Below are 25024 nucleotides of genomic sequence, written 5' to 3'. Positions count from 1 at the left end.
GGCGCGGAGATTTAGCATGGAACAGTTACAAAAAATGCAGGAAGAACCACAATAGTGTCGAATTATTAGTCTAGGTGAATTTTTTCTTAAGTTAGGAGATTTATTGTGATATTACATACGGAAATACTCGGGAACGGTGATCCAATCGTTTTTCTCCATACCGGCCTGCAAACAGGTATGACGGATTTTGAGCATCAGCGGGAGCATTTTAAGAAAAATTATAAAGTGATCCTTCCAGATTTGAGAGGACATGGCAAATCTATCAGTAATAATTTCTCGGATTTTTTTAACGATTCAGCAAATGATCTTCTTGAAACATTTAATAGTTTGGAGATAAAGTCAGCTTATATAGTTGGTTGTTCATTAGGCGCCTTAGTTGGCTTGATTTTTGCTAAAAAGTTTCCTGATCGGGTTAAAAGTTTGACGTTATCCGGTGTTATTCCTGAAAAGCCGGCTAATTGGCTGGAAATGCATAAACAGGATGTCGAACGTCAAACAAAGCTGTTGGAAAATGAAGAGCTAGTTAGCTATTTTGATAATCTCCATTCTTCTGATTGGAAGCAATTTATTTACATGTCACGGGATAAAAACTGGTATCCATTTGATAAAACAGGAGACCTGAGTGATTTGGAAATGCCAACATTATTTATGGTTGGTGAAGGTAACGCCCACGAAAGAATTGGTGCACAGGTATACCCGCAAATGAATCCGAATGTACATACTGCAGTTATCCCGTATGCGTCCCACTTAGTGCATACTGAACAACCGGATATGTATACGTTGGCTTTGGCAAAATTTTTTAACAAATAATGAGGAGGAAATACGATGGAAGAAAAATTAATGAGAGTAGGTACAACCTATATTCCAGTAACAAATGTGGAGTTGTCCGCGGAATGGTACGTCAGCAAACTGGGAGCGGAATTAAATTATCAGGATGCGGATAAGGCAATATTGGATTTTGCAGATCAAAGCTTTTTTCTTGTGAAAGCAAAAGAAGGTCAAAACGCGAATTTCTATGATGCTCACGGCGAAGAGTGGTTTTCCATGACGTTTGAAGTGAATGGAATGGCTGCCCTGGAAGCGGTGCGTAAAGATTTTATCGAGAATGAAGTAAAGACAGGCGACATTGAAGATCGCGGTCACGCCGGGAAAAATTTCGTTTTTTATGATTCGGATGGCAACAAGTTTGACGTATGGAGTGAGCTCAGTCCGGAGTTTAAGGAGAAAAACAACATTTAGCAGTTTTGTTCAAACGGGAGGGATAAACAATGCAATCCAATGAGCTAAAACTTTTTGAATATCACATCTGGGCAAACAATAAGGTTTTTGATCGTCTACTGGAACTTCCTGATGGGATTTATAATCAGAAGGTTGAAAGCGTATTCGAATCACTTAGTGCTGTAGTCAGCCATATGTATACGACGGATATCCTGTGGCTTGGATTGATTTCAGGAGACAGTAATGAAGAGGTATGGGAAGCTGCGGGACAGGCTTGGAAGGAAGTGAAAGGAAAGTCCGCTGAACAAACCAAAGAATTGTACAACACCCTTGGTGAGCAATACAAAGAAATGATAAGTAAAAGAGATAAATCTCTGCACCTGAAACATCCCAAGTTTGGTGAACTCGATACGACTATGCTGGAACTTGTTCAGCACGTGGTCAATCATGGTACATATCATCGTGGAAATATAACAGCGATGCTCCGGCAAATGGGTTATGCAGGTGTTTCGACTGATTATATTTTTTATTTATACGACTTAAAATGAATTGTTAATTCGTTCTCATCGAAGTGCACATTTTTTGCAAAACTGCCTTCAGGGAAAATAAACGTCCACGGCATGCTGGTTTTCGTTTCAAATGTGAACGGCGGCGAAAATGTGTGCTCGGCCACTTCCTTTCCGTTAACGTGGCAAGTCAGTATTTGATTATCCAGTTTAGCACTACTCTCACTGGTGTTATGGACAATAGTTGTAACAAGTAAATCGCCCCGGTGATTTTTTACATGCCAGAGTGATGTGAATTGAATGGTTTTGTCTGAGGATAAATCTGCCTGTTGAAAAGATTGCGTGATGTGGTTGCGGTCTTCCTCAGCAATTGTTTTGTCCCATTTAGGATGGAATTTGAGCTGCTGCAAGTGATGACCTCCTTTTATTCTGGATATGTCCGGAATTTCGCGGCATGTCTTTTGTCTATTATACGTTGCAGAACTTAATATTGGAAGATTGATGGGTGCTATTTTATAAGATATGGGGGAATTTAAAATGAGTATAAAATGGCTGGAATGGGCAAAGCAGATTCAAGCATTGTCGCAGGCAGGTTTAGCTTTTACAAAAGATGTTTATGATAAGGAGCGGTATGAGGAATTGCGCAGCATCAGTACTGAAATCATGGCGGAATATACCGGTTTGGAAATGGAAAAAGTGGAGGAGCTTTTCACAAATGAAACCGGGTATCAGACGCCAAAGGTCGATGTCCGTGGAGCGGTTTTCAGAGAGGGGGATATTTTGCTGGTCAGGGAAAAAGTCGATGACAGATGGTCCCTTCCCGGTGGATTTTGTGATATCGGTTTGTCACCTTCCGAAAATATTGTAAAAGAAATAAAAGAAGAATCCGGATTTGATGTTATACATAAGAAACTTGTCGCGTTATTGGATACACATAAACATGATCATCCGCCATTGCCATATCATTATTATAAACTGTTTATTCATTGTGAAATTGTCGGTGGTGAGGCAACGAAGGGAGTGGAAACGAGTGATGTTCAATTTTTCTCTGAACACTCACTCCCTAAATTGTCAGTTGGCCGCAACACGGAAAAACAGATGAGCATGCTTTTTGACTATATGCGAAATCCGGATCAGGAGACAATATTTGATTAATAATTTCGGTCGAAAATTTGCTGCATGCTAAAGTTCACATTTAGAACGCTAAAGTACACAGCCAAAACGCCAAAGTACACAATCAATATGCCAAAGCTCACAATCAGTTTGCTCGAAGTTCACAATTTGTCCGGTGAAAATTTAAAACCTTACAGTACCAGCTCGAAATGTCGAAGCTTACAATTTAAAATCCCGAATCTCACAATCGCAACAACCAGGAATAGGCAATAAACATTTGGACATTAATAAAAGATGAACTATCCCAAAATGGAGGTAATATTAATGTCACATCAAAGTCTGCATGAGCAACTACAGCAAGCGAGTCAACATTTACACGATGCGCAGGAGGCGGCACGTCGGGCTCAGGGTTCTGATGCGCAGCTGCTGGAGCAGGCAGATCAGCTTTTAAATCAGGCTGAAAAGGATTTGCAGCATGCCCGAAATCAGGGTGGACGCGAAGCAACTGAGAACGCACAATTTCAGCAGGCGTATGAACAGCTGCATGATACGCGTCAGCAAGTGCAGGAAGCCCAGCAAAATAATAACGATGTTTTGTAGCGACAATTATACAGAAGTTAAGTCTGAAGGGATTCGGTTGGTATCTCTTTTTTTTTGTGAAATATGAAGCAATTTGCAAGTAACTAATGACTGAATCATATATAATTAAATAATAAAGGTATGTATCTCCACAGTGGATACGAAAAGGGGACAGTTATGCGCTCAGTTACTGAATTAGCGGACAGTGTAAAAATAGTGAAAAATAGATACGGTATATCAGTCATCAGTCATGATCCAGCACTGGAACTTATCGGGTCTGGAAGAAGTGCGGCTGTTTTCAAAATTAATGGAACAGTTAAGGCACTTAAAGTTTTTTACCCCGGTTTTGAGAACATTGCTTTGGAAGAGGCTGATATATATAGGCAATTAGAAGGTATCCCATATTTTCCAGCGTTCTATGAATCCGGACGAAATTACTTATTAATTGATTTAATCGAAGGGATTACCTTATTTGACTGTTTGTCCAATGGAGTCCGATTAACGGAAGCCAACATCAAAGAAATCGACAGGGCAATCAGTTTAGCTAAGCAGCAGGGATTGACTCCATCAGATATTCATTTACGAAATATTATACTTACTACAGATGGCAACATTAAGCTTATCGATGTGGCCAGATTCAGGCAAACAAAGAACTTCCGGCAGTGGGACGACCTTCGGAAAGCATTCTACATGTTTTATGAAAAATCATATTTTCCAAAACGAATTCCTGTATTTGTATTGAACGGTATCGCCTATCTGTATAACAAAAAAGTTCATAAATTTTAATGCTCCATGACACTTTTTCCCCTCCACAAACGATTATATATATGCCCCCTCCTATTATTACTATCGAATGCCACCATCAAAAAGTGGCATTATTATTTCAGAATAATAGGACTGAATTCAGCAAAGATAAAGATTAACAGGTTCAAGGTGGTCAACTGCTCGAGCAAGCAGACAATCAATTAATAAAAGCAAAATATAACGATGTTTTAAAAAATATTGACTTTTCGTTTCATGACCACTAAAATTCATTAGGTGTTTTTATGAAACCTGAATTGGAGGGTCATGTTAATGTATCATTTATATAAATTTACTGTGCTATTTGTAGCTTCTATTGTTTTAGGATTTGCTTTTAATATGTTCTTACTTCCTCATGAAGTATTATCGGGCGGCGTAACAGGTCTTGCCATGATTATTGGACTGCTTTCTCCAATAAATTCTGGTATTTGGCTTGTTATTCTAAACATTCCTATTTTCATAATTGGTTTGATGAAGTTAGGAAAAGAATTTATTTGGAATAGTGTGTTTTCCGTCTTCATCACTTCCGTCTCGATGCAGTATATTCCAATAATGAAAGTTACCGATGATGCACTCTTGTCTGCGGTATTTGGTGGAGTCATGACAGGTGTTGCTATTGGCTTGATTGTACGCTTCTACGGATCAACCGGTGGAGCTGATATTATTGGACTCGTCGTTACCCAGAAACATGATATCCCTCTTGGTATATTGATTTTTAGTATAAATAGTATTGTTGTGTTTATATCCGGGTTTGTTTTCTCCTGGAATTTGGCATTACTGACGATGGCTTCGATTTATATTACTGGAGTTGTAATCGACCGCGTTCATACCCGTCATATAAAATTAAGTTTAATGGTGGTAACAACGAAGGGTGAAGAACTGAAAAATGAACTTATTGCAAACTTAATCCGGGGTATTACCGTCATGAATGGGTATGGGGCTTATTCCAATGCTGAAAATAAAGTGCTGTATACCGTTATATCCCGTTATGAACTGGCAATCGTCAAATCTCTTATTAAAAATGTTGACCCGAAAGCATTTGTCAGCATCAGTGAAACGAGTGAAGTACTGGGGAACTTTAGGAGATCATGAAGAACCGTTCGCAAAAAATACTCCGCAGAACGGCGCATTTCCAGGAAGAAAAGGGGGGTGCGTCTTTTATTGTTTTTCATGTTACACTAATGGAAATCATGGTTAAAAATTGGGGTGAGGGGCATTTCCATTTTGCGTTCGTTTCGAAAAATAAAACAGTTTTTTGTGGATATACCAATTAAAGAAGGAGCAATTTTGAATAATCGCTACGAGGTTTTGCGGGTCATGGGTACAGGAAGCTATGGTATTGTTTATCTCGTAAAGGATTTGAAAACAAAAACGAACCGGGTGGTTAAACAGCTCCGGCAAAGTAAACGCCGCAATAAAACAGAAATTGATTTGTTTAAAAATGAACTTTCCTTATTAAGGAAGCTGGATCATCAAAATATGCCATTTCTATATGAAGCGTTTTCGACTAATGGAAATTATTTTTATGTAATGAGCCTCGTTGAAGGTGACAACCTGGAAGATCTGATCTTTTTACATAATAAAAAGTTTAATGAGGAAGAGTCTCTGCTAATTCTGGAGCAACTGCTTGGGCTTGTAAATTATCTTCATAAAAATAATATTTTCCATCTTGATTTACGTATACCTAACATGTTACTTAAAAATAAAGAGCTTTATTTGATTGATTTTGGTTTGGCTAAGCAGGTATCATCAGAATCCTCACACATTCTGGAGATGAAACAGCAAGATTATTACGATTTGGGGGATATATTATTATATCTGCTTTATACGACGTATTCCTCCAACAATAAGAAAGCTCTCCCCTGGACAGAAGAACTTTCGCTGGAAAAAGAGACGGCTCATTTACTGAAACGGTTATTACGGATTAATGAGCCATATTCAGATGTTGAGGAAATTTTAATAGATCTGCAAGCTGCCCTTAATGTGGCAATAGATGATGGTTAACTGCTGCTCCTGCTTCTTCTTTTGTAACGCTTGCTCCCGCTCAAGGGGTAATGTTTATGGCGTCGACTGCTGCTGCCACTGCCACGGTGGAAGCTGCGATATCTCCGTTTACTGCTGCCATAAGAAAGGTGCCTGATTTGCTTCATAATTTTTTTAAACATGTTTTACCTCCTTCCTTTTTTAGCAGAGGGTGATTGTTTAGTTTAGTTTAACACAGTTGCTAAGCAAATCTTAGTAATCAGTCTAAGTTTAAAAAACATTTTTATGGATGCTTTTCTTTTTTTGTGATACAATACGAACAAATGTTCTTTAAGGGGGTTCAATAATGGATAGGTTGCTTTTTCAGGCGGCACAGACTGGACAAAAACTTAAAATGATTTATCTTGATGCCGATAATAAAACGAGTTACCGAATTATTCGTGTGTTCGGTGTGAAACAACATACGGTTATGGCGTATTGTTTTAAACGGCGGAAAATAAGGACGTTTACGAAAGCAAATATACTATCAGTTGAACCAGTCCGAAAAAGTACAATGGGGGCATAAAGATGACGACAAATAATCAGAATACAAGAAATTGGACAGAAAGTATGCTGCCGGAACATGTTGAAAAACTAAAAGAGATACTTGGAAGATATAGTGAAAAGAACAGAATCCATCAAGATGACCATGAAAATAAGTGAAGTCGAATAAACCTGTTCTGTTTTTTGTCATCCGGAAAATATAATGTACAGAAAGGTTTATTTATCTTTTCGTCGAATTATTAAATCAACAGGATTCTCGATAAACAGGAAAGGTGATTGGATGGCAGTACTCAGGATTGAAAACCTGGAAAAGCAAAGTGAGGATGTGATTATCTTCCCCAAATTCAGCCTGGAGATAGCTGAAGGGCAGTCGGCTGCCATCCATTCCACGACAAACGTGCGCAGTGCCCTGTTGGATATGATGGTTGGAAAGGTTGAGATTCTGAGCGGTAAAATAACTGTTAATCAACAAAAGGTTCCACAGCGCAAAATGGATTATCATTCGCAAATTGGATATTCTTTTTTGGATGATGCCCTTTATGAACGTTTAACTGTAATGGAACATTGTAAATTTTATAAACGGCTCTATGAGTCTGACCAATTCATCGAGGATATATTGGATATGCTTCAGCTGGCAACGTACCAGCATGAAAAAGCGCGAAATCTTTCTTACTCCAAGAAAAAAAGGATTCAAATAGCACATCTGATTTTTCAGGATCCTGCATTGTTTGTATTTGAAGAGCCGGATCAAAATGTAGATGTTGAAACAAAACGTATCTTATTAAGGGTGTTTAAAACATTGCAGCAAAGCCGCAAAAGCATATTTGTTTTAACCGGAAATATGGAAAGTGCCATTACCTTGACGAATGACATATACCGCTTGGACGAAATGGGGTTGCACTCCATTCAGGCAGAAACATCCCCACAGGATAAAATACCACCTAAAAATGATGATCCACTTGTGGAAGCGGACATAGATCCTATTCAATTTAACAAGATTCCCACAAAAGTAAATGAGAAAATGGTGTTGTTTGATCCACAGGAAATTGATTATGTCGAAAGTTTCTCAGGTCAGTCCCATGTTTACAGTATGGGAGAAAATTTCCCGTGTTTTTTTACTTTAACGGAGCTTGAGGAACGACTTAAGCCATATGGATTTTTTCGATGTCACCGTTCATATATTGTTAATTTGCAGCAAGTACGTGAAGTGGTCACCTGGACCCGAAACAGTTACAGCCTAATGCTGGAAGATCAGAATAAATCGGTTATTCCATTATCCAAGACGAAAATGGGGGAACTAAAGGTTATGTTGGGTATAAAATAAGCTCCATTGGTCATAATTATTCTCCACTCGACCATAAAATAGCTCCTTTTATCGAAAAAATAATGCTCCTTATTTTCCTTTTTATTATGCTAAAGGTGAAATAGAAAAGGGAGGAGCTGCAATGAAAAATATTATTGAAATGAAATCGTTAGCAAAGGTGTTTGGCAATGAAAGAGCATTGGAAGATGTAACCTTCCATGTAAAAAAGGGAGAAATATTTGGCTTCCTTGGACCGAGTGGAGCAGGGAAAACAACGACAATCAAAATTCTGACGGGACAATTATTTCCAACAGATGGGGAAGCACACCTGTTTGACATACCTGCTTCTTCATTAAATAAAGCAGGTTATTACAAAAAAATCGGTGTTCTGACGGATAACAGTGGTCTGTACCATCGTTTATCCATCTATGACAATCTGAAGCTGTACTGTGATCTCTATGATGTTCCGGTAAGCCGGATCAACGACGTACTTGATATGGTGAACTTAATGGAAGAACAGAAGAAATTCGTGGCAAAGCTTTCGAAAGGTATGCTGCAGCGTGTCACACTGGCGCGCACGCTTCTGCATGAGCCGGAAATGTTATTTCTTGATGAACCAACTGCAGCACTTGACCCGGTAAATTCCAAACATATTCATGACGGGCTGCGCCAGTTAAACGCAAAAGGAACAACCATTTTTTTGACGACGCATGATATGAACGAAGCGGAGTTGCTATGTGATCGAGTAGCTTTCTTGAATAAAGGAAAAGTGCAACTGCTCGATGAACCGAAAACATTGCGCAGAAGCTTTTCCGATTCGACAGTAACCGTAGCATTGGCAGATGACAGCGAAGTGATTCTGCAAAAAGGTCCTGAAGGTGCACAGGAAATGTATCGATACATGGCTAACGATAAAGTCGTATCCATTCATTCAAATGAGCCTACATTGGGCGATATTTTTGTAGAGGTAACAGGGAGGGAACTTGTATGACTTTCTCCATAAAACGCGTGAATGCGATTTTTCGAAAAGATGTAAAGGATATAATGCGTTATTGGTTCGTTTCCGGCTTCATCCCCCTGCCTCTTGTACTAGCGGTGATTACTGGCAGTGAAGCAAACGTGCCGGTTGTTGCACATTATATTGTCATCAATTTAACGTTTACAATGGTGGCATCTTATTTACAATGTGTCATGATTGCTGAAGAGAAAGAAAAGAATACATTGCGGGGCCTCATGTTATCCCCGGCTACCCCGAATGAAATCCTTACCGGGAAAAGTTTACTGAGTTTCATTTCTACAGGGCTGATTGTAATAATCGGGGCAAAGCTATCAGGCTATGAACCTGCAGATCCATTAATTATTTCCATAGCAATTTTTGTATCGATTTTATTTTATATTGCGCTTGGGACGTTATTAGGCCTTGTTACAAAATCGGTGATGGAAGCATCGGTAATCATTGCTCCGGTCATGCTTTTATTCACATTTGGAACTTATTTGCGGGAATTGACTGATGAATATCCGGTGCTGTCCTTTGTTGAGTACCTGCCGAATATACAACTTGTAAATTTGGCTCAGGATGTACAAACGGGAGCGGCGATTTCGGCTGTATGGACAGAGTTGGCTGTCATTGCAGGCTGGGTAGTCGTCATGAGTCTGCTGGTTGTTATGGTTTATAAGCGGCGGGAAATAGACGGTTAATGAGATGGAACGCATATACAAATAAAGCGCCGAAACGTTATTGTCAACGTCTCGACGCTTTTTTATATAGATGCTTTGTATTTACTTTTTTTCCGGTTTTCTCAGTACAACGGCTTTGTCGTCTTTTTCAGGGTCGAGCTCTTTTTGGTGTGTTACAAATACAATATCGTCATTCTCTTTCCAAATAAACAGCAGTTCATTGTTTGCTGTGAATTCGTCTTTCTTAATCATTTCTTTATTGGATATTTCCATCATGTCAAACGTATAACCTTCGTTGATTTTCTGGTTCAGCTCGGGTAGGACTGCATCCTCATCAAATAAAATATGCCCTTTTACGGCAGGTGAAATTTCTTCGTTGGAGGAACTTCTCCTTTTGCTTACGGACAGTGCAAACGTATTGTTGTAGCCAAATTCAGGTGCATAAGACTGACATATCAGTCCGTTGTATGCAGGTTCGTCTGTCATAGCCAGGATATATTTATAAGGCGTTAGGTCAACTTCAAATTGGGTGTGTTCGGATAAAATTTGACCGTAATATGTCTTTATCCCTTTATTATTTTGTGCTGGGATGAGCCGATCATAGGAATCATCAATGATCAATATTGGGATTTCCTGTGTTTTGCAAAATTCAGCAAAGGCAATGGAAAACGGATTCGCACCGACAATCAGAATACCTTCCTGCCCAGTATTGGCAAGCCCAAGCTTTTTGGCAAAAGGTTCAAGGGTAAATCCGTGGGCACATACGGTAATAAACACGAGTGCAAATGTGAGGGTCATCAGAATTGCTGCATCTGCATAGCCATCTTCAGTCAAAATTCCGGCAAAATATCCGGATACCGTAAGTGCTACAATACCACGCGGGGCTATCCAGCTTATTAGTGTTTTTTCGGCCGGTTTGAGTTCCGTACCTATTGTTGAAATCCAGATGGAAAGCGGACGTATGAGAAAGAGCATGATGAGCACATAACCAAGGATTGGCAACGTAAAAATTTCCATAATGGTTTCGCGCGTCAGTGATGCGGTCAATAAAACGAAAACGGTGGATGTCAGCATTACAGATATATTTTCCACAAAATGCGAAACATTGCCGATGGCTGATATGTAGTTTTTTGTCCTCGCCATGGTAAGTCCCATTACCGTTACTGCCAGCATTCCTGTCTCATGCATGATTACTTCGCTGACGGTAAAACACAATAGTACAAACGAAAGCACAATTGGAGACTTCAGAAATTCCGGAAAAAGTCCTTTTTTTACCATCCGGCTCACGGTAAGTCCGGCGACCAAGCCAATAATTACCGCCAGCAATGCACCTAAAAAGAAGTTGATTATATAATGACCCTGGACGTCACCGTTTATCACTTTAATTATCTGGTAAGCGAAAAGAGCAAGGAGCGGGCCGGCCGGATCAATGATGATTCCTTCCCACTTTAGTACCGTAGCAACTCGCGGCTTTAATTTGGCTTGTCGGAGCAGTGGAATGATGACAGTTGGTCCGGTAACGATAAATAGTCCACCGATGATGAAGGAAATCGCAAAATTCAGCCCAGCAATATAATGTGCTGCCAAAGAACCTCCTATCCAGGCAAGAAATGCTCCTGCTGCAGCGACCCGGAAAACAGATTTGGAGAGTCCTTTTAATTCACGAAAGTCCAGACCGGAACTGCTCTCAAACAATATGATTGCAACCGCAAGTGATATGAGCGGACTATATAATTCTCCTAAAGCTTCTTCCGGATTAATCAGTCCAATTATCGGTCCAATAAGTAACCCGGCAACGGACATGATCACGATTGATGGCCACTGAACCCGCCATGCCAGCCATTGCGAAAAAATCCCGAGTACGATGATAACAACGATGCTTAGCAGTGCTGCCTGTTCCATCTGCTCCACCTTCTTCGTTGAGTCGTCTAGATATTATTATGCTTATCATTTCCATAAAAAATAATATGATTACGACGATAAATTTTCGTTAATAGTTACCGAAGGCTTTTGCGTGGCTTTAAGGAATTCCAGCAATGCTTCACTTTTTCTCTCCGCTTCCTGATATCCCTGGATATATAATTTTTCCAGTTTCTGATTATTTTTTTCGATTCTGCTGGCGGCAAGCGGTTCTTCGGGCTGAATTATAAACACTTCGTTACGTTGTTCCATTTCAAGCAGCTTTTGCATCGTCCGGTTATACATGATATGCCTATTTTGTAATAATTTTATGAGTTCAGGTTGGTCTTTAAAATATCGTTTGAAAAACCAACTCAATTTTGTTGCTTTTTTCACATATCCTTTGTTCCTTGTAAGCACAACAACATGTTTCTTTAGTCCGCGGTCGATTAGCGGTTTTATTGGTATCGGGTCAGATACACCGCCATCCATTAATTCTTTGTCTTTATAGGGAACACTTGGAGCGAGTACCGGTAACGAGCAGGATGCCATGATAATGCGAAGTAAATCGTCTTCATGATTAAATGTATCGTAAAACATAGGCGTTCCGGTGTTAACATCTGTTGTTCCAATAATAAATTTCGATTTTGACTGGGCAAATGACTGGAAATCCAAAGGGAACAATTCAACTGCCAGTTTATTAAAAATAAAATCCATGCTGAACAACTCTTTGTTGCGCAGCATTCGTCTAAATGATATGAAGTCCCGGTTCTTTACCATTTCAGTTAGTAGGCTGTGGTTTCTTTCGCGTTGTTTTGCAATGTAAGAACTTCCGATAAGAGCACCTGCTGATGCTGTCGCTACATATGGGAATTCTATTTTCTTATCAAGAAAGAAATCAAGTACTCCAACAGTAAATGCACATCGCATGCCGCCGCCTTCTAACATGAGGTCTGCATTGTATTCCAATTTCCTGCACTTCCTTTATTTCATATAAGAGAAATTATAGCAGTTATCTATTTGTCTAACAATTTAGTTGTTTTGTAATAGAAGAAGAGGCTGGGACAAAAGTGTTTTTTTAATAACAAAATCCGAACATATTGGAAATGGTGCACAAAAACGCTCCGGGAATATACTTCGCTTTCACACCTCCGGGTACCAAGGCGACATCTGCTCAAAAAGTGCGTTTTCGCAGTGTCTTCTTAGCCGGGGGCGGCTGGTGAGCCTCCTTGTGCTCGTCGTGTTGCAAATTATTTCGGAGGAGCAGCACTCCTCGCAGAAAAGATTGCTAGCGCACTTCGGAGTCTCAACGATGCCTTTCCTCCCCCAGGAGTCTACGTATATTCCCTCCGCTATTTCCATGCATTGTTCGTCTTTTGGCAACACTTTTTTGTTTTGTCCCAGCCTCTTTAGTAATTCTATCCAGCTGTTGATTCAGAATCAGGTGTTTCGTCGAGATTTTTTTCGGATGAGTTAATCACGATAGATCCTGCAGCGTCCCCTGTGATATTGACTGCAGTCCGGAACATATCCATGAAACGGTCAACTCCGGCAATTAATGCGATAGCTTCTAATGGTAAATTTAATGTAGTCAATACGAGTGTTAACATAACCAGACCTGCTCCAGGGACACCAGCGGCACCAATTGAACCTAATGTTCCAATCAGGACAATCATCAGTATTTGTGTGAATCCTAATTCAACACCATACGCCTGTGCGGCAAAGAGGGCGGCAACACTCAAGTAAAGTGATGTTCCATCCATGTTTACGGTAGCACCCAACGGCAGAATAAAGCTTGATATTTTTTTCGACACTCCCAGGTTATCTTCTGAGCATTTGATTGTGACCGGCAGTGTGCCTGAGCTGCTTTGTGTACTGAATGCAACAAGGCTGGCCGGAGCGATTCCTTTAAAAAACTGTAAGGGATTCATTTTTCCCAGTGTCTTGACGGCGATGGAGTAGGTGACCAGTGCATGAACGATACAGGCGATGGCAACGACCGAAATCAGCTTGATTAATGGAAGTAAAACGGAAAGTCCGTATTCGCCGATAATTGGTGCCAGCAGGCCAAAAATACCAATTGGGATGAGTTTCATAATAATCCAGGTGATCTTGTACATGACTTCGGCAAATCCGTCAAAAAAGCGATAGACAGGATCAGCCTTTTTCCCAACCATGGTAATACCGACGCCGATAAAAATTGCAAAGAAAATAATTTGCAGGATGTTACCGCTGGATAGACTTTCCAGCGGGTTCGTCGGGATTATGTTTAATAAAACACTAATGACACCGTCTGTTTCAGTAGCTTCAGGTACTTCATTGGATGTGGAAACATCGACGCCTGTTCCAGGGCTGAATAAAGTGGCTGCAAGAAGTCCAATACTGACTGCAATAAAGGTAGTACTTATATAATACAGGATTGTTTTTCCGCCAATTCTTCCGAGCGTTTCCATGCTGCCGGTACTGGCAACACCTACAATGAGCGACGATACAATTAAAGGTACAATCAAAAATTGAATAAGACGTAAAAATAAGTCACCCAGCGGCTGGACAACATCAATGCCAGGCCCAAATATAATACCGGCTATGATGGCGCTTACAAATGCGATTAAAATTTGTGTCAGTAAACCTATTTTTCTCGTTTTTGCCATTGCAATCTTCCTCCTTTCTGATAAATGTACAAAGCATATTAAATACGTATGTAATACCAGGCAAAAAAATAACACATTACATTTTTCATGATTGATTCAATTAAGCAGAATTGGGAACTGAAAGAATAGATTCTTCATGAAGGACAAATAATATAAGGAAAGAATGTAAACGGAGGAATGAAAACCGTGGGAAAAGAAGAGAATATCCGACTTACTGCCGCAGAACTATCACAGCTTTGGACTGCTTATCAAAATGATACGGGTTCAATATGTTTGTTAACCCATTTGTTAAACACTGTGGAGGACTCTGATATCAGACCGATAGTTGAGCATGCGTTACAGTTGTCCAAGTCATATATTGAGAAACTGACCACCATTTTTATGGAAGAAAATTACCCGCTTCCACAAGGTTTTTCTGTGGACAAGGACTTAAACATGGATGCCCCCCGATTGTTTTCCGATCAGTATATGCTGCAGTTTTTAAAACAGTCTGCACAGATTTCTATGAATGCGTTTGGTATGTCGAAATCTTTAGCTGTCCGGTCAGATGTTAATCAATTTTTTGCTGAATGCCTGACAGAGTCCAACCAGTTGGACACGAAGGTTAAAGAGTTATTATTGGAGAAGGGTTTATTCGTCCGTTCACCGTATATTCCTTACCCGGAAAATGTTGATTTTGTAAAAAAGCAATCTTTTCTGACGGGCTGGTTTGGTGAAAGAAGACCATTACTCGCACTGGAGATAACAAATATATTTGCCAATATTCAACGTAACAGTTTGGGAATAGGAACACTGACAGGATTCAGTCAGGTTGCAAAATCAAAAAAGGTTTCGCAATTTTTCGTGCGGGGGAAGGAAATCGCCGAAAAGCACAACGAGGTCCTTGGTTCATTATTGCAAGAGGATGACCTGCCTGTTCCGATGACTTCCGATACTTATGTGACTGAATCAAAGGTTGCTCCATTTTCGGATAGTCTGATGACGTTTACTGTTACTGGTTTGATTTCGTTGGGGATTGGATTTTATGGGACAAGTATTTCCACATGTTTAAGACGGGATTTAACGGGACATTACGATCGATTTATCCATGAAATCCTTAAATATTCGGAAGATGGTGCAAACATTCTTATTGACAATGGCTGGATGGAAGAACCACCACGTGCAAGTGACCGTGATGAGTTATCGAACTAGCAATATGGAGGACTGGTTTGGTGATAAAAAAATACACTACCCCGAGTCGGATAGTGCATTCCTTTCATTATTTATTTTTCACTGGAGTCATACTCATCATATTTGAGTCTTGTAACCTTCGTTGATTCTCCTTTTTTAATTTCAGCTGCGGATGCGTCTTTGCCGAAAGCATCATCCGGGTCTATTCCCGGTGCAACGACCTCATCGTATTTTTGTGATTTTTTTTTCTTTTTATCCATTTATTAGCCTCCTGTCATTACAAAATAATACGCCGTTAATTTTTATTTTTTATCCTTTTGATTTTTATCGGTTTTCATATCCGGGTCAATTTCTTCGGAGAATTCCGTCTGTAGTTGGTTCATCGTTCTTGTATCCTTGTGGTCAAAATCCAGGTGATTTAGGATATAAGCATGAATAAGCAATTCAGAGCACGCGATAAAAAATGCGGAGAGTAGTGACAGAGTAACCACAGGCATTCCTTCTACGAGAAATAAACTGCCCAATACCCAAAGTGAAAGGAATGCTAAACCAAAGTCTGCCAGGGAAGCTATAACGTTTCCGGTTTTCCTGAGGATAAATAAATCCCCGATAATATAAGCAATACCCGTAACAAGCAGACTTATCCAAAATAAGTTCGACAATGAGGCATTATTTAAAATGCCAAAAATAGAGAAAACCGCAATAGCAATGACGATAAACTTAATTCCGATAATTTTTAAGTGATTCATAATATTAGACCTCATCTTTCTTTTATAAAGGTATTTACTTTTTATTATTGCTTATTAAGCTTTCTCTATACTTAATTGTCATACAACTTTCAAGTATTATTATTGAAATAATAGTAATCAGACTATACGATACGATTATGGAGTAAAGAAAGATATTTTAGCAGGTTGGAAAGGTGAAATTTTATGAATAAATTGTTGAAAATAGCTTGTTTCGTATTGGTAATGATTGTGCTTTCCGCATGTGGCGAAAAAACAATCCCTGATAAACTCGATTGGCAAGTTCAGGATTTTGAAGCTGCAGACGTGGATGGTGAGACTGTTTCATCATCAAATCTGGAAGGCAATGTGTGGCTTGCCAATTTTGCGTTTACAAGCTGTAACACGGTATGTCCGCCAATGACAGCAAATATGGCGAAACTTCAGGATAAACTGAAGGAAGCGGATGTTCCGGTTCAGATCGTTACATTTACTGTCGATCCGAAACGGGATACACCTGACGTTCGAAAAGAATTTATCGAAGCACGCGGGGGAGATTTATCGAATTGGTCTTTTCTTGGTGGATATGACTTCAGCTATGTGGAAAATCTTTCAGTGAATTCCTTTAAATCTGCAATCGCACCGCCGCCGGAAGGAACGGATCAGTTCACACATGGGACAAGTTTCTACCTGATTAATCAGGAGGGTACCATTGTGAAAAAATACAATGGCTATCAGAATGTACCGTATGACAAAATTGTTGATCATGCAAAAATACTTACTTCAAAAGAAGGATAATTTATGCCTATAAAATCTTTATCAAGAAGCTTGAGCCCTTTTCATATTATTATGGTATGATGAATGGAAAAGAAAAGGGGGAGGATTATGTCGAATAATGATGAACGGCTGTTTGCGTTGCTGATATACCTGGTCAGCTTGTTCTTTCCGATTTTGGGACCGTTAATTATTTGGCTCATTAAACGGGAAGAATCTGAATTTGTTGACTACCATGGTAAGGAATATTTTAATTTCCTCATATCATATGCTGTTTATTCCGTTGTCAGTACGATATTGATGCTGGTGTTAATCGGTTTTGTATTAATTTTTATCGTTGCGATTCTTGCATTTGTATTTACCATTATTGCAATGATTAAGGCATATAGTGGGGAAAAATATCGGATTCCATTGGTTTTCAGATTAATTAAATAGGAAAAAGACGTTTTCTCTTGTGGAAAACGTCTTTTTTAATAGCTCTTTTCTAACATATTGGGACTGCGGGTCAGACAGCAACAATTTTTGCGTAAACAACCGTTTTAATTAATGAACAACTTTCGTATTCTTTTTTGGTAAAGCAATAATCCAAACAGCAATTGTCGCTGGAAGCAGGATACCAAGATAAATATAGATTCCATGGCTGAATGACAATGCGAAATAGTGGGCCAGTGCGAATATACCAGCCATTAATGTCAGCATGATACTTATGGCAGTATTCATATTCTGTGCACCTTCAAATGAATGACTGAATGGGTAGGCGTCATTATTAAACATCTTATATGAAATAATTGCATGGAGACATGCACCCAGCAACACTGCAATCAGGTCCGGTAATATCCTCACAGAAAAAATCCATAAAAATATTACGCTCAATATGGTGAAAATCGGCAGATAAAGCTTGACTAAAAATGCTTTTAATGCGCCCCGCCGAAACGATACCGGATCCTTAACCGGTGATACCAGAAAAATCCAGCTTCCTTTATAATTTTCCGAGAACTTCAGCATGTGTACTACTGCCGGGATCATGATGGCACTAAAGTAAATGGTCAAGTATGATTTGCCCCCGGCGATATTTTGAAGTGATGAGCCGTTATCTAAATCGTTAAATAGAAAAATAAACGGAAAGATAAAAGCAAACCCAAGTGATGGATAAACCTTCAGCTTGAATTCTCTTTCTTTTTTCATCATCACGGATGCAAACTGGAAGAACACGCGCTCTTCCCGGTTGAAACAAACAAGACGTGCCAACAGATTGTCAAGCCGGAGTTTTTTGCCTTTATTTTTTCCGGATTCATTCAATAACTTCTCCAGGTTCCGCTCGAAGGACGGCATCAAGCGGTAATAGATTACTATCGATATAATCGGAATGACCAAAGCTGTAACCGATAATACTATTATTTCATTTGCCATATGTTGATTTAGTAACCATTCAAATGGTGCTGCAAACCAGATTGGCGGTATCAACGCATGCCACCAGCTGAATGTGTAAGTTACGGTTAAATCAACTACTTCAAAGGAACGGGCCAGTAACTGATATCCGACGATGATACCAACCGATAATAAAATCTGCACATAGTTGATGATATCCTTTAGTCGCTCGCCATTGAAAAAACGCAACGTAAAAATGTAGATGAGAGCGGTCAGTGCAATAACAAAAAGAACATTGAGAATTAAGACTGCCAGAAACAAAAGTGAAAAAATGACACCTTGTCTAATAATCATAACCACAAATGGAATTGTTACTAATGCTCCTGTCATTAACGTCATATAAATGCTGACATGCACCATTTTTGCTGCACTGATTGTTTTTTTGCTTACTGGTTTTGTACTTAAAATATTTTTGTCCCTGACATCCAATAAAACAGTTGTAAAGTCAGAAATCATCGATGTCATCAGGAAAAACATTAGAATTCCAAAAATCAGACTCATCTGCAGCATATAATTGTCACCCAGAAAAAGAAATGGGATGATGATGAGTCCATAAAAACCATACAGCCATAATGATTTCAGAAACTGATTTCCATCTTTCTTCTTTGATGAATCCATATTGAAAACAGTAGGGACGCGTCTTTGATCCAATGTTAACTTTAGCTGAAGAATTTTTCGCATATCAGCATAGTCAATTCCGAGTATTTCAAATACAAATTTAAACTTGTCTATAAACTTCAGTGAGCGGAAATTATTCATTGCCGGTTCCCTCACTTACAATATCCACAAAGTTTCCGGCAATTTCTTTGTGTTCGTCAAATCCGGTAAGCTGATTGAATATTTCCTCGAGTGATCCTTCTTTACTCTGCTCTCTTAATTCCTCGAAACTGCCGTCAGCAGCGATTTCCCCATCTGTTAACAGGATAATACGATTACTGATTTTCTCGACGACATCCATAATATGCGACGAGTAGAATATCGTTTTGCCTTGTGCTGCCAGCTGTGCAAGAATTTCTTTTATAATCATGACACTGTTGGCATCCAGACCATTTAATGGTTCATCCAAAAACAGCAGGTCAGGGTCGTGCAGCAGACTTGCGATGATTAATACTTTTTGCCGCATCCCTTTGGAGAAAGATGAAATGCGAGTATTGAACACATTATCCATTTCAAATTCCCGCATTAAATTTCGTGCTTTCGATTCTGCTTCCCTGGAATCGAGTCCATATAACTCACCAATGAACGTTAAATATTCACTTGCCGTGAGATTATCATAGATTTCCGCATTCTCGGGCACGTAGCCAATTCTTCGTTTATATGTATGGTCCCCGTCAGCTATGTCCTGATCAAAAATCTCGACTGTGCCATTGTAATCTTCTATGAGCCCGAGCATTATTTTTACCGTTGTGCTCTTACCGGCGCCGTTTGGGCCGATATAGCCGATGATCTGCCCCTGATAGACATCGAGGTTGATGCCATTCAAAACCCGTTTGCCGCCCAAATTTATGGTCAGGTCGTTGAGCGACAATATCTTCTCAGTCAATTCAATTCCCCCATTAAACAAAATAATATAACAATTTTAACATATCTGGGGTATTTTTGACTGCTGTGTTTGGTATAAATGTTCTCCATTTGCGGCAGGTTATTGGTCTATATTTCTTCCATATTCACAAATGGAGCATGATGGTTGAGTTCGCCTTTTATCCGGGTCGCGTGGGTATTTTGTCCGGCCAGCCATTTACGGAAGTCAAAGATAACCGGTTTCCTGTCCGGGCCAATTGCGAACCATGCTTTCATTTGATTTGGGAAGTAAGCTGCTGTATGCAAAGTGCCGGCATATGCACCATATTTTTCTGAGAAAATATTTTTATCGGTGTCATTCATCACCCGGAAAGCCTGGTATGGATCAGTCGTATTTTTCTGCTGTTGCCGGATTGTCTTCTCGCGATCGCGTGATTCTTCCTGACGGTAGCGGTTTTCTTCATCAAGCAGATGAAAATGATTGGTGCATACATTGGATCTGCGTATTGCTGCTTCTCTTGGCGAAGCTTCCACAACATAAGACTCTCCGCTCCGGTCCAGCAGAACATAACTGAAGGAGTGACGGTGTGGAATTTCTTTCAAAAGGGAGACGGCCTCATTTACATCAGCGCATGTTTCGAGAACAATCCGGCCAATCATGTTACATATAAATCCGTCCCCTGATTGCTTGCGGTGCGTAAAGTTATAGCCCATTACAAGTCCTTTTTCATTCATCCCGTCTATCCGGCCGGTGATTTGCATGGTCGGACCAACAACAGAATAGCCCCCGTCTGTCGGTTGATAAAATAAAAAACGTCCCTCATAACCAAGTGGATGGCTGTCATAATTGCGGATCATAAAATCCGGATCGGTGAAAATCGAACAGCCACTGCGACCATATTCCAGATAATATCCGCCAAATTCACGGATGGCGTTTTCCTGATTCATGTTCAGTGCATCTGCCAGGCCATGGATTTCTTCCCCGATGCGGGGCGCAAAAGTCATAATCGCTTCTTTGAATTCTTTTATATTGATCAGGAAGTGCCGGTCTTTTTTTGGACCCCATTGCTTTTTGCGGTTCGGCAGGATAGGGGAGTTTCGGAGCCGCTCACCCTGCATATAGCCAAAGTCATAATGGTTTCCTCTGAATTGGATAACATCACTATAGACCTGTTTCATTACAGTCAGACCTCTTTCGTTTTCGACTAATGACAGTGTACGTTATTTGCTGTTGAAAGGAAAAGGTTTTGCATAGGGGAGGGAGGTGTTTCTTGAATGGGAGGGTGTATCAGGGGTGGTTAACTGGATATATCAGGAGAAGAGCAGATTTATCAGGAGAAGAGCAGATATATCAGGAGAAGAGCAGATTTATCAGGAGAAGAGCAGATTTATCAGGAGAAGAGCAGATATATCAGGAGAAGAGCAGATTTATCAGGAGAAGAGCGGATTTATCAGGAGAAGAGCAGATATATCAGGAGAAGAGCAGATATATCAGGAGAAGAGCAGATATATCAGGAGAAGAGCGGGTTTATCAGGAGAAGAGCAGATATATCAGGAGAAGAGCGGGTTTATCAGGGGAGAGCAAATATAACAGGAGAAGGGCTTATTCCTCAGTAGAAAAATCAACGTAATAGCCTTCAACATCTCCAGAATAATAGTTAATATCTACGGAATTTACAAAAATGACTAATAACACGAACCCACAAGTCGAGCTTAATAAGAAACACACAGAATCCCTCATAGGAACTCTGTGTGCATCATAGTATTATTATGTTGTCTGGTCATACTGGTTCACGTCAAACAGATCAATCAACGCAATATCCGGGTGATTGTCTTTGAACCAGTTCAGGGAAAAGTCATTCTTGAATAATACTACATAATTGTCGGAACGGTCCCGGACAAGCATGTTGCGTTCATCATAGAGTGACGGGTCAACCTGGTCAGCTTTGAGCCATCGGGGGACCCGTTCGCCGATTGGCTCGAGCATTACTTCCACGTTGTATTCGTTCCTCATGCGATACTGGAAGACTTCATATTGCAATTCACCGACCGCTCCGAGAATATACGATTCAGAACGGTAATGTTTATACAATTGAATCGCACCTTCCTGAACGAGTTGTTCGATTCCTTTTTTGAACTGTTTTGCTTTCATAACGTTTTTGGCAGTGACGCGTTGGAACTGCTCCGGCGGGAATTGCGGAAGTTCCCGGTATTCGAACAGGTTGTTTCCTTCTAATAAAGTGTCGCCGATTTGGTATGCGTTCGGATCATAAATTCCGATGATATCGCCGGCATACGCCTCCTGAACGGTATCCCTGGATGAAGCGACAAACTGCTGGGATTGTGCAAGTTTGATGGACTTGCCTGTACGTGCCAGGTTTACACTCATCCCGCGTTCAAATTTGCCGGAACAAACTCTTAGAAAAGCAACTCGGTCCCGGTGGTTAGGGTTCATGTTTGCCTGGATTTTGAAAACAAATCCGGAGAAGTCCGGGTTTTCCGGTGAGATGACGCCCTCGGTTGATTTGCGCGGTGCCGGTTCGGGTGCCATTGAAATGAATGTATCAAAAAAGTTCTGCACGCCAAATGGAGCAAGTGCACTTCCGAAAAAGACTGGTGTCTGCTTACCGGAAAGTACTGCATCCAGTGAAAATTCATCGCCGGCTTCTTCTACAAGGGCAAGCTCATCATTTGCCGCCTGATAAGTCGACTGTGAAATCAGCGTCTTATGTTCCGGTTTGTCGAGATCTGCATACGGGATATATGTTTCTTCCTCGTTGCCGTTATATTGGATAAACTGTTTACCATGACGGTCAAATGTACCGAGGAATCGTTTGCCCATCCCTGCCGGCCAGTTCATCGGATAAGTCTCAATGTCTAGTACTTCTTCGATTTCCTCGAGCAATTCAAGAGGTTCCCTTCCTTCACGGTCCAGTTTATTGATGAAAGTAAAGATAGGGATTCCTCGCATTTTACATACCTTAAATAATTTAATAGTTTGTGCTTCAATTCCTTTAGTTGCGTCGATGATCATTACAACACTGTCAACTGCGGTGAGTGTTCGGTACGTATCCTCACTGAAATCCTCGTGACCGGGGGTATCCAGAATATTGACCTGATACCCGTTATATGGAAAATTCATCACGCTGGATGTTACGGAAATCCCACGCTGTTTCTCGATTTCCATCCAGTCAGATGTCGCAAATTTACCGGATTTTTTTCCTTTAACGGTGCCGGCTGAGCGGATCAGATTTCCGAACAGCAGCAGCTTTTCCGTAAGAGTTGTTTTCCCTGCATCGGGGTGTGAAATGATAGCAAAAGTACGTCGTTTATTAACTTCATCTGTTATTGTCATAAAAAATCCCTTCCATATTTTAAGGTTTTATATATGCGGTCTGATGGGGGATTTAGTTTACATCGGTATAATTCTCCTTATTATTTGTTTTTTATACCATCAAAAGATAGCATTTAGTGAGTTTTTAGTCAATCAACTCAAGACAGGGAGGTACGAATAACTGTACTAGAATGACTGATAGTTGGAAATAAATGATAAAAAGATGGGGGCAGGGTTGTATGAAGTTCTTTTATTTGAGTGTTGAGCTGGTTGTTGGATTCTTTCTATTATTTATTCTAGTTAAGTTTGCCGGTAAAAAAATGATAAGCCAGATAACGCCATTTACGTTTATCGCCGCTATTGTGCTTGGTGAACTGCTCGGTAATGCGCTCTATGATGAAAAGGTTGGCGTTATTTATATCGTATATGCAATGGCTTTATGGAGTGTTTTGCTATTCTTGGTGGAATACCTCAGTCAAAAATTCCTGAAGTTCCGGGGTATTTCAGAAGGAAAGCCTTCTGCACTCATCAAACGTGGCATAGTTGACAGGGAAGCATTGCGTAAAAACCGGATGAATATCAATCAGCTGCAAAGCCTGTTGCGGCAAAGCGAAACTTTTTCCATCCGTGAAGTGGAATTTTGCTATCTCGAGGCGAATGGATCGATAAGTATTTTAAAAAAATCCCGATACCAAAAAACAACGCAGGAGGATTTTAAGATGCCTGATAAAGCAGTCCACCCGCCGGTTACCCTGGTGCGTGATGGTGAGGTGCTGTGGGATGAAGTAAAAGATCTTGGGTATGATGCGAAGTGGTTGAAAAATATGCTTTTATCACAGGGAGTTGATGATTATAGCCGAGTATTTATTGCAGAATGGCTGGAGGGAGACGGACTTTTTGTACAGACATCCTGATTGATGTGTTTTGTGATTTTTCTCAAAGCAGGCTGATTGATTACACCGGGTGCAGATAGTCAAGAAAACGCTTGGATACTTTGATCCAAGCGTTTTACAATAACCAGTGTATTTATTACATAATTTCTTTTGCCAGATTAGTATCATTTAATCCTGCTTCTTCAAACAACGAACTTAATTTGTCATTTGCTGCAGTTATTTTATCTTCGGCTGCTGTTACATCCACTTCCTCTGCAGCAAGTACAGTAGTATATTCCTCATACGCCGCTTTCAAATCTGCCAAAGCCTCGTTGAATTGAGCGGTTCTTTCTTCATCCAAGTCTTTCACTGTGAGCTCATCTATAGCAGTAACTGCTTCTTCTGCAGCTGTGATGGCTTCCTCTTTTAAAGCTTCCGCAGCCTCTGCTTCCGGATCATTTAATGCTCCCGTATAAATATTTATTTTAGATTGAAGTGGACGAATAGTTTGAAGAACGTCCAAGTAATTGTTTAGGAGAGCTTTCTTTACTGCTTTATCGTCATTTTCCTCTGCTTTATCTGTTTCGCTGGCGTTTGTGTCTCCGTCTCCATTATTTTTATCGTCTGCATCATTATTTGTTTGTCCACATGCAGCCAACACAAGAACCAGCATAAGTGCCATGAGTGTTAATAGTTTTTTCATTTTTGTTTGCCCCCTTTTTATCAATACAGTAGTAGTCTATACGGAAGATCTGAAATTGTAAATATATGGAGGAAATGTTCCAAAACTTATAAAAGGGTGATTATTGTATGTTTTCAATCAAATATTACAGCGAATTATGACTAGTAACCCAATTACTATAAGGAGTATTTTTTCATACTTTCATTATTCCCTTCAATATCTTTTAAGTAATTTACTGAAGTTAC

30 protein-coding genes are annotated in these 25024 nt (G+C 40.0%); 18 read left to right on the top strand and 12 right to left on the bottom strand.

Annotated elements, in window-relative coordinates; genetic code table 11:
• Window positions 1-105 precede the first annotated feature (105 nt).
• Genes G6R02_RS11120 through G6R02_RS11110 form a run of 3 tightly spaced genes read left to right on the top strand, consistent with a single transcriptional unit; the run spans window position 106 to window position 1766 of the window.
• The gene (locus tag G6R02_RS11120) at window positions 106-810 is read left to right on the top strand and encodes an alpha/beta fold hydrolase (protein WP_164669330.1); all 705 of its coding nucleotides are present in this window, start codon (window positions 106-108) and stop codon (window positions 808-810) included.
• A 15-nt stretch (window positions 811-825) separates the two neighbouring features.
• Window positions 826-1239 (top strand): VOC family protein, encoded by a 414-nt coding sequence (locus G6R02_RS11115; RefSeq protein ID WP_164669329.1) that lies wholly within the window; start codon window positions 826-828, stop codon window positions 1237-1239.
• 29 nt (window positions 1240-1268) lie between these two features.
• Window positions 1269-1766 (top strand): DinB family protein, encoded by a 498-nt coding sequence (locus tag G6R02_RS11110; RefSeq protein WP_164669328.1) that lies wholly within the window; start codon window positions 1269-1271, stop codon window positions 1764-1766.
• Here the strand turns inward: G6R02_RS11110 and G6R02_RS11105 are convergent.
• Window positions 1745-2134 (bottom strand): SLAP domain-containing protein, encoded by a 390-nt coding sequence (locus G6R02_RS11105; protein WP_164669327.1) that lies wholly within the window; start codon window positions 2132-2134, stop codon window positions 1745-1747. The genes G6R02_RS11110 and G6R02_RS11105 overlap by 22 nt on opposite strands.
• 127 nt (window positions 2135-2261) lie before the next feature.
• Between G6R02_RS11105 and G6R02_RS11100 the strand changes: the two genes are divergently transcribed.
• The 5 genes from G6R02_RS11100 to G6R02_RS11080 all read left to right on the top strand — a co-directional run bounded on the left by G6R02_RS11100 (window position 2262) and on the right by G6R02_RS11080 (window position 6221).
• Entirely contained in the window at window positions 2262-2879 is a 618-nt protein-coding gene (locus G6R02_RS11100) for an NUDIX hydrolase (protein WP_164669326.1), read from the top strand.
• A gap of 282 nt (window positions 2880-3161) precedes the next feature.
• Window positions 3162-3437: a hypothetical protein gene (locus G6R02_RS11095; RefSeq protein WP_164669325.1), complete on the top strand. Its 276-nt coding sequence runs from the start codon at window positions 3162-3164 to the stop codon at window positions 3435-3437.
• Window positions 3438-3593: 156 nt separating this feature from the next.
• Window positions 3594-4202 carry a protein kinase family protein gene (locus tag G6R02_RS11090; RefSeq protein ID WP_164669324.1) on the top strand — a complete coding sequence of 203 codons (609 nt, stop codon included), beginning with the start codon at window positions 3594-3596 and terminating at the stop codon, window positions 4200-4202.
• Window positions 4203-4490: 288 nt separating this feature from the next.
• Entirely contained in the window at window positions 4491-5309 is an 819-nt protein-coding gene (locus G6R02_RS11085) for a YitT family protein (RefSeq protein ID WP_164669323.1), read from the top strand.
• Window positions 5310-5441: 132 nt separating this feature from the next.
• Window positions 5442-6221: a protein kinase domain-containing protein gene (locus G6R02_RS11080; protein WP_246202547.1), complete on the top strand. Its 780-nt coding sequence runs from the start codon at window positions 5442-5444 to the stop codon at window positions 6219-6221.
• Here the strand turns inward: G6R02_RS11080 and G6R02_RS11075 are convergent.
• On the bottom strand, window positions 6218-6382 hold the full coding sequence (locus G6R02_RS11075; RefSeq protein ID WP_164669322.1) for a hypothetical protein: 165 nt from the start codon (window positions 6380-6382) through the stop codon (window positions 6218-6220). The genes G6R02_RS11080 and G6R02_RS11075 overlap by 4 nt on opposite strands.
• Window positions 6383-6546: 164 nt before the next feature.
• Between G6R02_RS11075 and G6R02_RS11070 the strand changes: the two genes are divergently transcribed.
• From G6R02_RS11070 to G6R02_RS11055, 5 genes are all read left to right on the top strand, one after another.
• Window positions 6547-6765: a hypothetical protein gene (locus G6R02_RS11070; protein WP_164669321.1), complete on the top strand. Its 219-nt coding sequence runs from the start codon at window positions 6547-6549 to the stop codon at window positions 6763-6765.
• A gap of 2 nt (window positions 6766-6767) precedes the next feature.
• Entirely contained in the window at window positions 6768-6902 is a 135-nt protein-coding gene (locus G6R02_RS20245) for a hypothetical protein (RefSeq protein ID WP_281347105.1), read from the top strand.
• A 121-nt stretch (window positions 6903-7023) separates the two neighbouring features.
• On the top strand, window positions 7024-8067 hold the full coding sequence (locus G6R02_RS11065; protein WP_164669320.1) for a LytTR family transcriptional regulator DNA-binding domain-containing protein: 1044 nt from the start codon (window positions 7024-7026) through the stop codon (window positions 8065-8067).
• Between the two features lie 121 nt (window positions 8068-8188).
• Entirely contained in the window at window positions 8189-9037 is an 849-nt protein-coding gene (locus tag G6R02_RS11060) for an ABC transporter ATP-binding protein (RefSeq protein ID WP_164669319.1), read from the top strand.
• A complete protein-coding gene (locus G6R02_RS11055) occupies window positions 9034-9744 on the top strand; it encodes an ABC transporter permease (RefSeq protein ID WP_164669318.1) in 711 nt (236 codons plus the stop codon). Before G6R02_RS11060 ends, G6R02_RS11055 begins: the two co-directional genes overlap by 4 nt.
• An 81-nt stretch (window positions 9745-9825) precedes the next feature.
• Here G6R02_RS11055 and G6R02_RS11050 read toward each other — a convergent pair whose 3' ends face one another.
• From G6R02_RS11050 to G6R02_RS11040, 3 genes are all read right to left on the bottom strand, one after another.
• Window positions 9826-11625: a cation:proton antiporter gene (locus tag G6R02_RS11050; RefSeq protein ID WP_164669317.1), complete on the bottom strand. Its 1800-nt coding sequence runs from the start codon at window positions 11623-11625 to the stop codon at window positions 9826-9828.
• A gap of 69 nt (window positions 11626-11694) precedes the next feature.
• Entirely contained in the window at window positions 11695-12591 is an 897-nt protein-coding gene (locus tag G6R02_RS11045; RefSeq protein WP_164669316.1) for a patatin-like phospholipase family protein, read from the bottom strand.
• A 449-nt stretch (window positions 12592-13040) separates the two neighbouring features.
• On the bottom strand, window positions 13041-14273 hold the full coding sequence (locus tag G6R02_RS11040) for a dicarboxylate/amino acid:cation symporter (RefSeq protein WP_164669315.1): 1233 nt from the start codon (window positions 14271-14273) through the stop codon (window positions 13041-13043).
• A gap of 177 nt (window positions 14274-14450) precedes the next feature.
• Between G6R02_RS11040 and G6R02_RS11035 the strand changes: the two genes are divergently transcribed.
• The gene (locus tag G6R02_RS11035) at window positions 14451-15464 is read left to right on the top strand and encodes a DUF3231 family protein (RefSeq protein WP_164669314.1); all 1014 of its coding nucleotides are present in this window, start codon (window positions 14451-14453) and stop codon (window positions 15462-15464) included.
• Between the two features lie 71 nt (window positions 15465-15535).
• On the opposite strand, the gene G6R02_RS19940 is transcribed toward G6R02_RS11035, so the two are convergent.
• Together G6R02_RS19940 and G6R02_RS11030 are read right to left on the bottom strand one after the other, a co-directional pair.
• Window positions 15536-15703, bottom strand: coding sequence for a hypothetical protein (locus tag G6R02_RS19940; RefSeq protein WP_205520116.1), 168 nt, complete (start codon window positions 15701-15703; stop codon window positions 15536-15538).
• A 42-nt stretch (window positions 15704-15745) separates the two neighbouring features.
• Entirely contained in the window at window positions 15746-16192 is a 447-nt protein-coding gene (locus tag G6R02_RS11030; RefSeq protein ID WP_164669313.1) for a YndM family protein, read from the bottom strand.
• A gap of 183 nt (window positions 16193-16375) precedes the next feature.
• Here G6R02_RS11030 and G6R02_RS11025 point away from each other — a divergent pair, with 183 nt between their 5' ends.
• Both G6R02_RS11025 and G6R02_RS11020 read left to right on the top strand, forming a co-directional pair.
• Window positions 16376-16966, top strand: coding sequence for an SCO family protein (locus G6R02_RS11025; protein ID WP_164669312.1), 591 nt, complete (start codon window positions 16376-16378; stop codon window positions 16964-16966).
• A gap of 87 nt (window positions 16967-17053) precedes the next feature.
• Window positions 17054-17377, top strand: a complete 324-nt coding sequence (locus G6R02_RS11020; protein ID WP_164669311.1) for a DUF4870 domain-containing protein — start codon at window positions 17054-17056, stop codon at window positions 17375-17377.
• A 108-nt stretch (window positions 17378-17485) separates the two neighbouring features.
• Here G6R02_RS11020 and G6R02_RS11015 read toward each other — a convergent pair whose 3' ends face one another.
• The 3 genes from G6R02_RS11015 to G6R02_RS11005 form a co-directional block, all read right to left on the bottom strand.
• A complete protein-coding gene (locus tag G6R02_RS11015; RefSeq protein WP_164669310.1) occupies window positions 17486-19129 on the bottom strand; it encodes a hypothetical protein in 1644 nt (547 codons plus the stop codon).
• Window positions 19122-19913, bottom strand: coding sequence for an ABC transporter ATP-binding protein (locus G6R02_RS11010; protein WP_164669309.1), 792 nt, complete (start codon window positions 19911-19913; stop codon window positions 19122-19124). The genes G6R02_RS11015 and G6R02_RS11010 overlap by 8 nt, the downstream gene beginning before the upstream one ends.
• Window positions 19914-20020: 107 nt before the next feature.
• Entirely contained in the window at window positions 20021-21070 is a 1050-nt protein-coding gene (locus tag G6R02_RS11005; protein ID WP_164669308.1) for a C45 family autoproteolytic acyltransferase/hydrolase, read from the bottom strand.
• A 92-nt stretch (window positions 21071-21162) separates the two neighbouring features.
• Between G6R02_RS11005 and G6R02_RS11000 the strand changes: the two genes are divergently transcribed.
• Window positions 21163-21522, top strand: a complete 360-nt coding sequence (locus G6R02_RS11000; RefSeq protein ID WP_164669307.1) for a hypothetical protein — start codon at window positions 21163-21165, stop codon at window positions 21520-21522.
• Window positions 21523-21659: 137 nt separating this feature from the next.
• Here the strand turns inward: G6R02_RS11000 and G6R02_RS10995 are convergent, their stop codons facing one another.
• On the bottom strand, window positions 21660-23246 hold the full coding sequence (locus G6R02_RS10995) for a peptide chain release factor 3 (RefSeq protein ID WP_164669306.1): 1587 nt from the start codon (window positions 23244-23246) through the stop codon (window positions 21660-21662).
• 218 nt (window positions 23247-23464) lie between these two features.
• On the opposite strand from G6R02_RS10995, the gene G6R02_RS10990 reads away from it, so the two are divergent.
• Window positions 23465-24139, top strand: a complete 675-nt coding sequence (locus G6R02_RS10990) for a DUF421 domain-containing protein (RefSeq protein ID WP_164669305.1) — start codon at window positions 23465-23467, stop codon at window positions 24137-24139.
• Between the two features lie 115 nt (window positions 24140-24254).
• On the opposite strand, the gene G6R02_RS10985 is transcribed toward G6R02_RS10990, so the two are convergent.
• A complete protein-coding gene (locus tag G6R02_RS10985; RefSeq protein ID WP_164669304.1) occupies window positions 24255-24800 on the bottom strand; it encodes a hypothetical protein in 546 nt (181 codons plus the stop codon).
• Between the last annotated feature and the right edge of the window lie 224 nt (window positions 24801-25024).

The organism is Virgibacillus doumboii (genome assembly GCF_902806455.1).
GTDB classification, from domain to species: Bacteria; Bacillota; Bacilli; order Bacillales; family Amphibacillaceae; genus Lentibacillus; species Lentibacillus doumboii.
Note: the sequence above shows the minus strand (reverse complement) of the source record. Positions and strands in the feature narration are given on the sequence as shown.

Coding starts and splice junctions, on each gene's coding strand:
- G6R02_RS11005 (WP_164669308.1), bottom strand. CDS start 21,070: ATGAAACAGGTCTATAGTGATGTTATCCAATTCAGAGGAAACCATTAT.
- G6R02_RS11115 (WP_164669329.1), top strand. CDS start 826: ATGGAAGAAAAATTAATGAGAGTAGGTACAACCTATATTCCAGTAACA.
- G6R02_RS11085 (WP_164669323.1), top strand. CDS start 4,491: ATGTATCATTTATATAAATTTACTGTGCTATTTGTAGCTTCTATTGTT.
- G6R02_RS11025 (WP_164669312.1), top strand. CDS start 16,376: ATGAATAAATTGTTGAAAATAGCTTGTTTCGTATTGGTAATGATTGTG.
- G6R02_RS11055 (WP_164669318.1), top strand. CDS start 9,034: ATGACTTTCTCCATAAAACGCGTGAATGCGATTTTTCGAAAAGATGTA.
- G6R02_RS11090 (WP_164669324.1), top strand. CDS start 3,594: ATGCGCTCAGTTACTGAATTAGCGGACAGTGTAAAAATAGTGAAAAAT.
- G6R02_RS11110 (WP_164669328.1), top strand. CDS start 1,269: ATGCAATCCAATGAGCTAAAACTTTTTGAATATCACATCTGGGCAAAC.
- G6R02_RS10985 (WP_164669304.1), bottom strand. CDS start 24,800: ATGAAAAAACTATTAACACTCATGGCACTTATGCTGGTTCTTGTGTTG.
- G6R02_RS10995 (WP_164669306.1), bottom strand. CDS start 23,246: ATGACAATAACAGATGAAGTTAATAAACGACGTACTTTTGCTATCATT.
- G6R02_RS11070 (WP_164669321.1), top strand. CDS start 6,547: ATGGATAGGTTGCTTTTTCAGGCGGCACAGACTGGACAAAAACTTAAA.
- G6R02_RS19940 (WP_205520116.1), bottom strand. CDS start 15,703: ATGGATAAAAAGAAAAAAAAATCACAAAAATACGATGAGGTCGTTGCA.
- G6R02_RS10990 (WP_164669305.1), top strand. CDS start 23,465: ATGAAGTTCTTTTATTTGAGTGTTGAGCTGGTTGTTGGATTCTTTCTA.
- G6R02_RS20245 (WP_281347105.1), top strand. CDS start 6,768: ATGACGACAAATAATCAGAATACAAGAAATTGGACAGAAAGTATGCTG.
- G6R02_RS11020 (WP_164669311.1), top strand. CDS start 17,054: ATGTCGAATAATGATGAACGGCTGTTTGCGTTGCTGATATACCTGGTC.
- G6R02_RS11075 (WP_164669322.1), bottom strand. CDS start 6,382: ATGTTTAAAAAAATTATGAAGCAAATCAGGCACCTTTCTTATGGCAGC.
- G6R02_RS11100 (WP_164669326.1), top strand. CDS start 2,262: ATGAGTATAAAATGGCTGGAATGGGCAAAGCAGATTCAAGCATTGTCG.
- G6R02_RS11040 (WP_164669315.1), bottom strand. CDS start 14,273: ATGGCAAAAACGAGAAAAATAGGTTTACTGACACAAATTTTAATCGCA.
- G6R02_RS11035 (WP_164669314.1), top strand. CDS start 14,451: ATGAAAACCGTGGGAAAAGAAGAGAATATCCGACTTACTGCCGCAGAA.
- G6R02_RS11095 (WP_164669325.1), top strand. CDS start 3,162: ATGTCACATCAAAGTCTGCATGAGCAACTACAGCAAGCGAGTCAACAT.
- G6R02_RS11060 (WP_164669319.1), top strand. CDS start 8,189: ATGAAAAATATTATTGAAATGAAATCGTTAGCAAAGGTGTTTGGCAAT.
- G6R02_RS11065 (WP_164669320.1), top strand. CDS start 7,024: ATGGCAGTACTCAGGATTGAAAACCTGGAAAAGCAAAGTGAGGATGTG.
- G6R02_RS11015 (WP_164669310.1), bottom strand. CDS start 19,129: ATGAATAATTTCCGCTCACTGAAGTTTATAGACAAGTTTAAATTTGTA.
- G6R02_RS11050 (WP_164669317.1), bottom strand. CDS start 11,625: ATGGAACAGGCAGCACTGCTAAGCATCGTTGTTATCATCGTACTCGGG.
- G6R02_RS11030 (WP_164669313.1), bottom strand. CDS start 16,192: ATGAATCACTTAAAAATTATCGGAATTAAGTTTATCGTCATTGCTATT.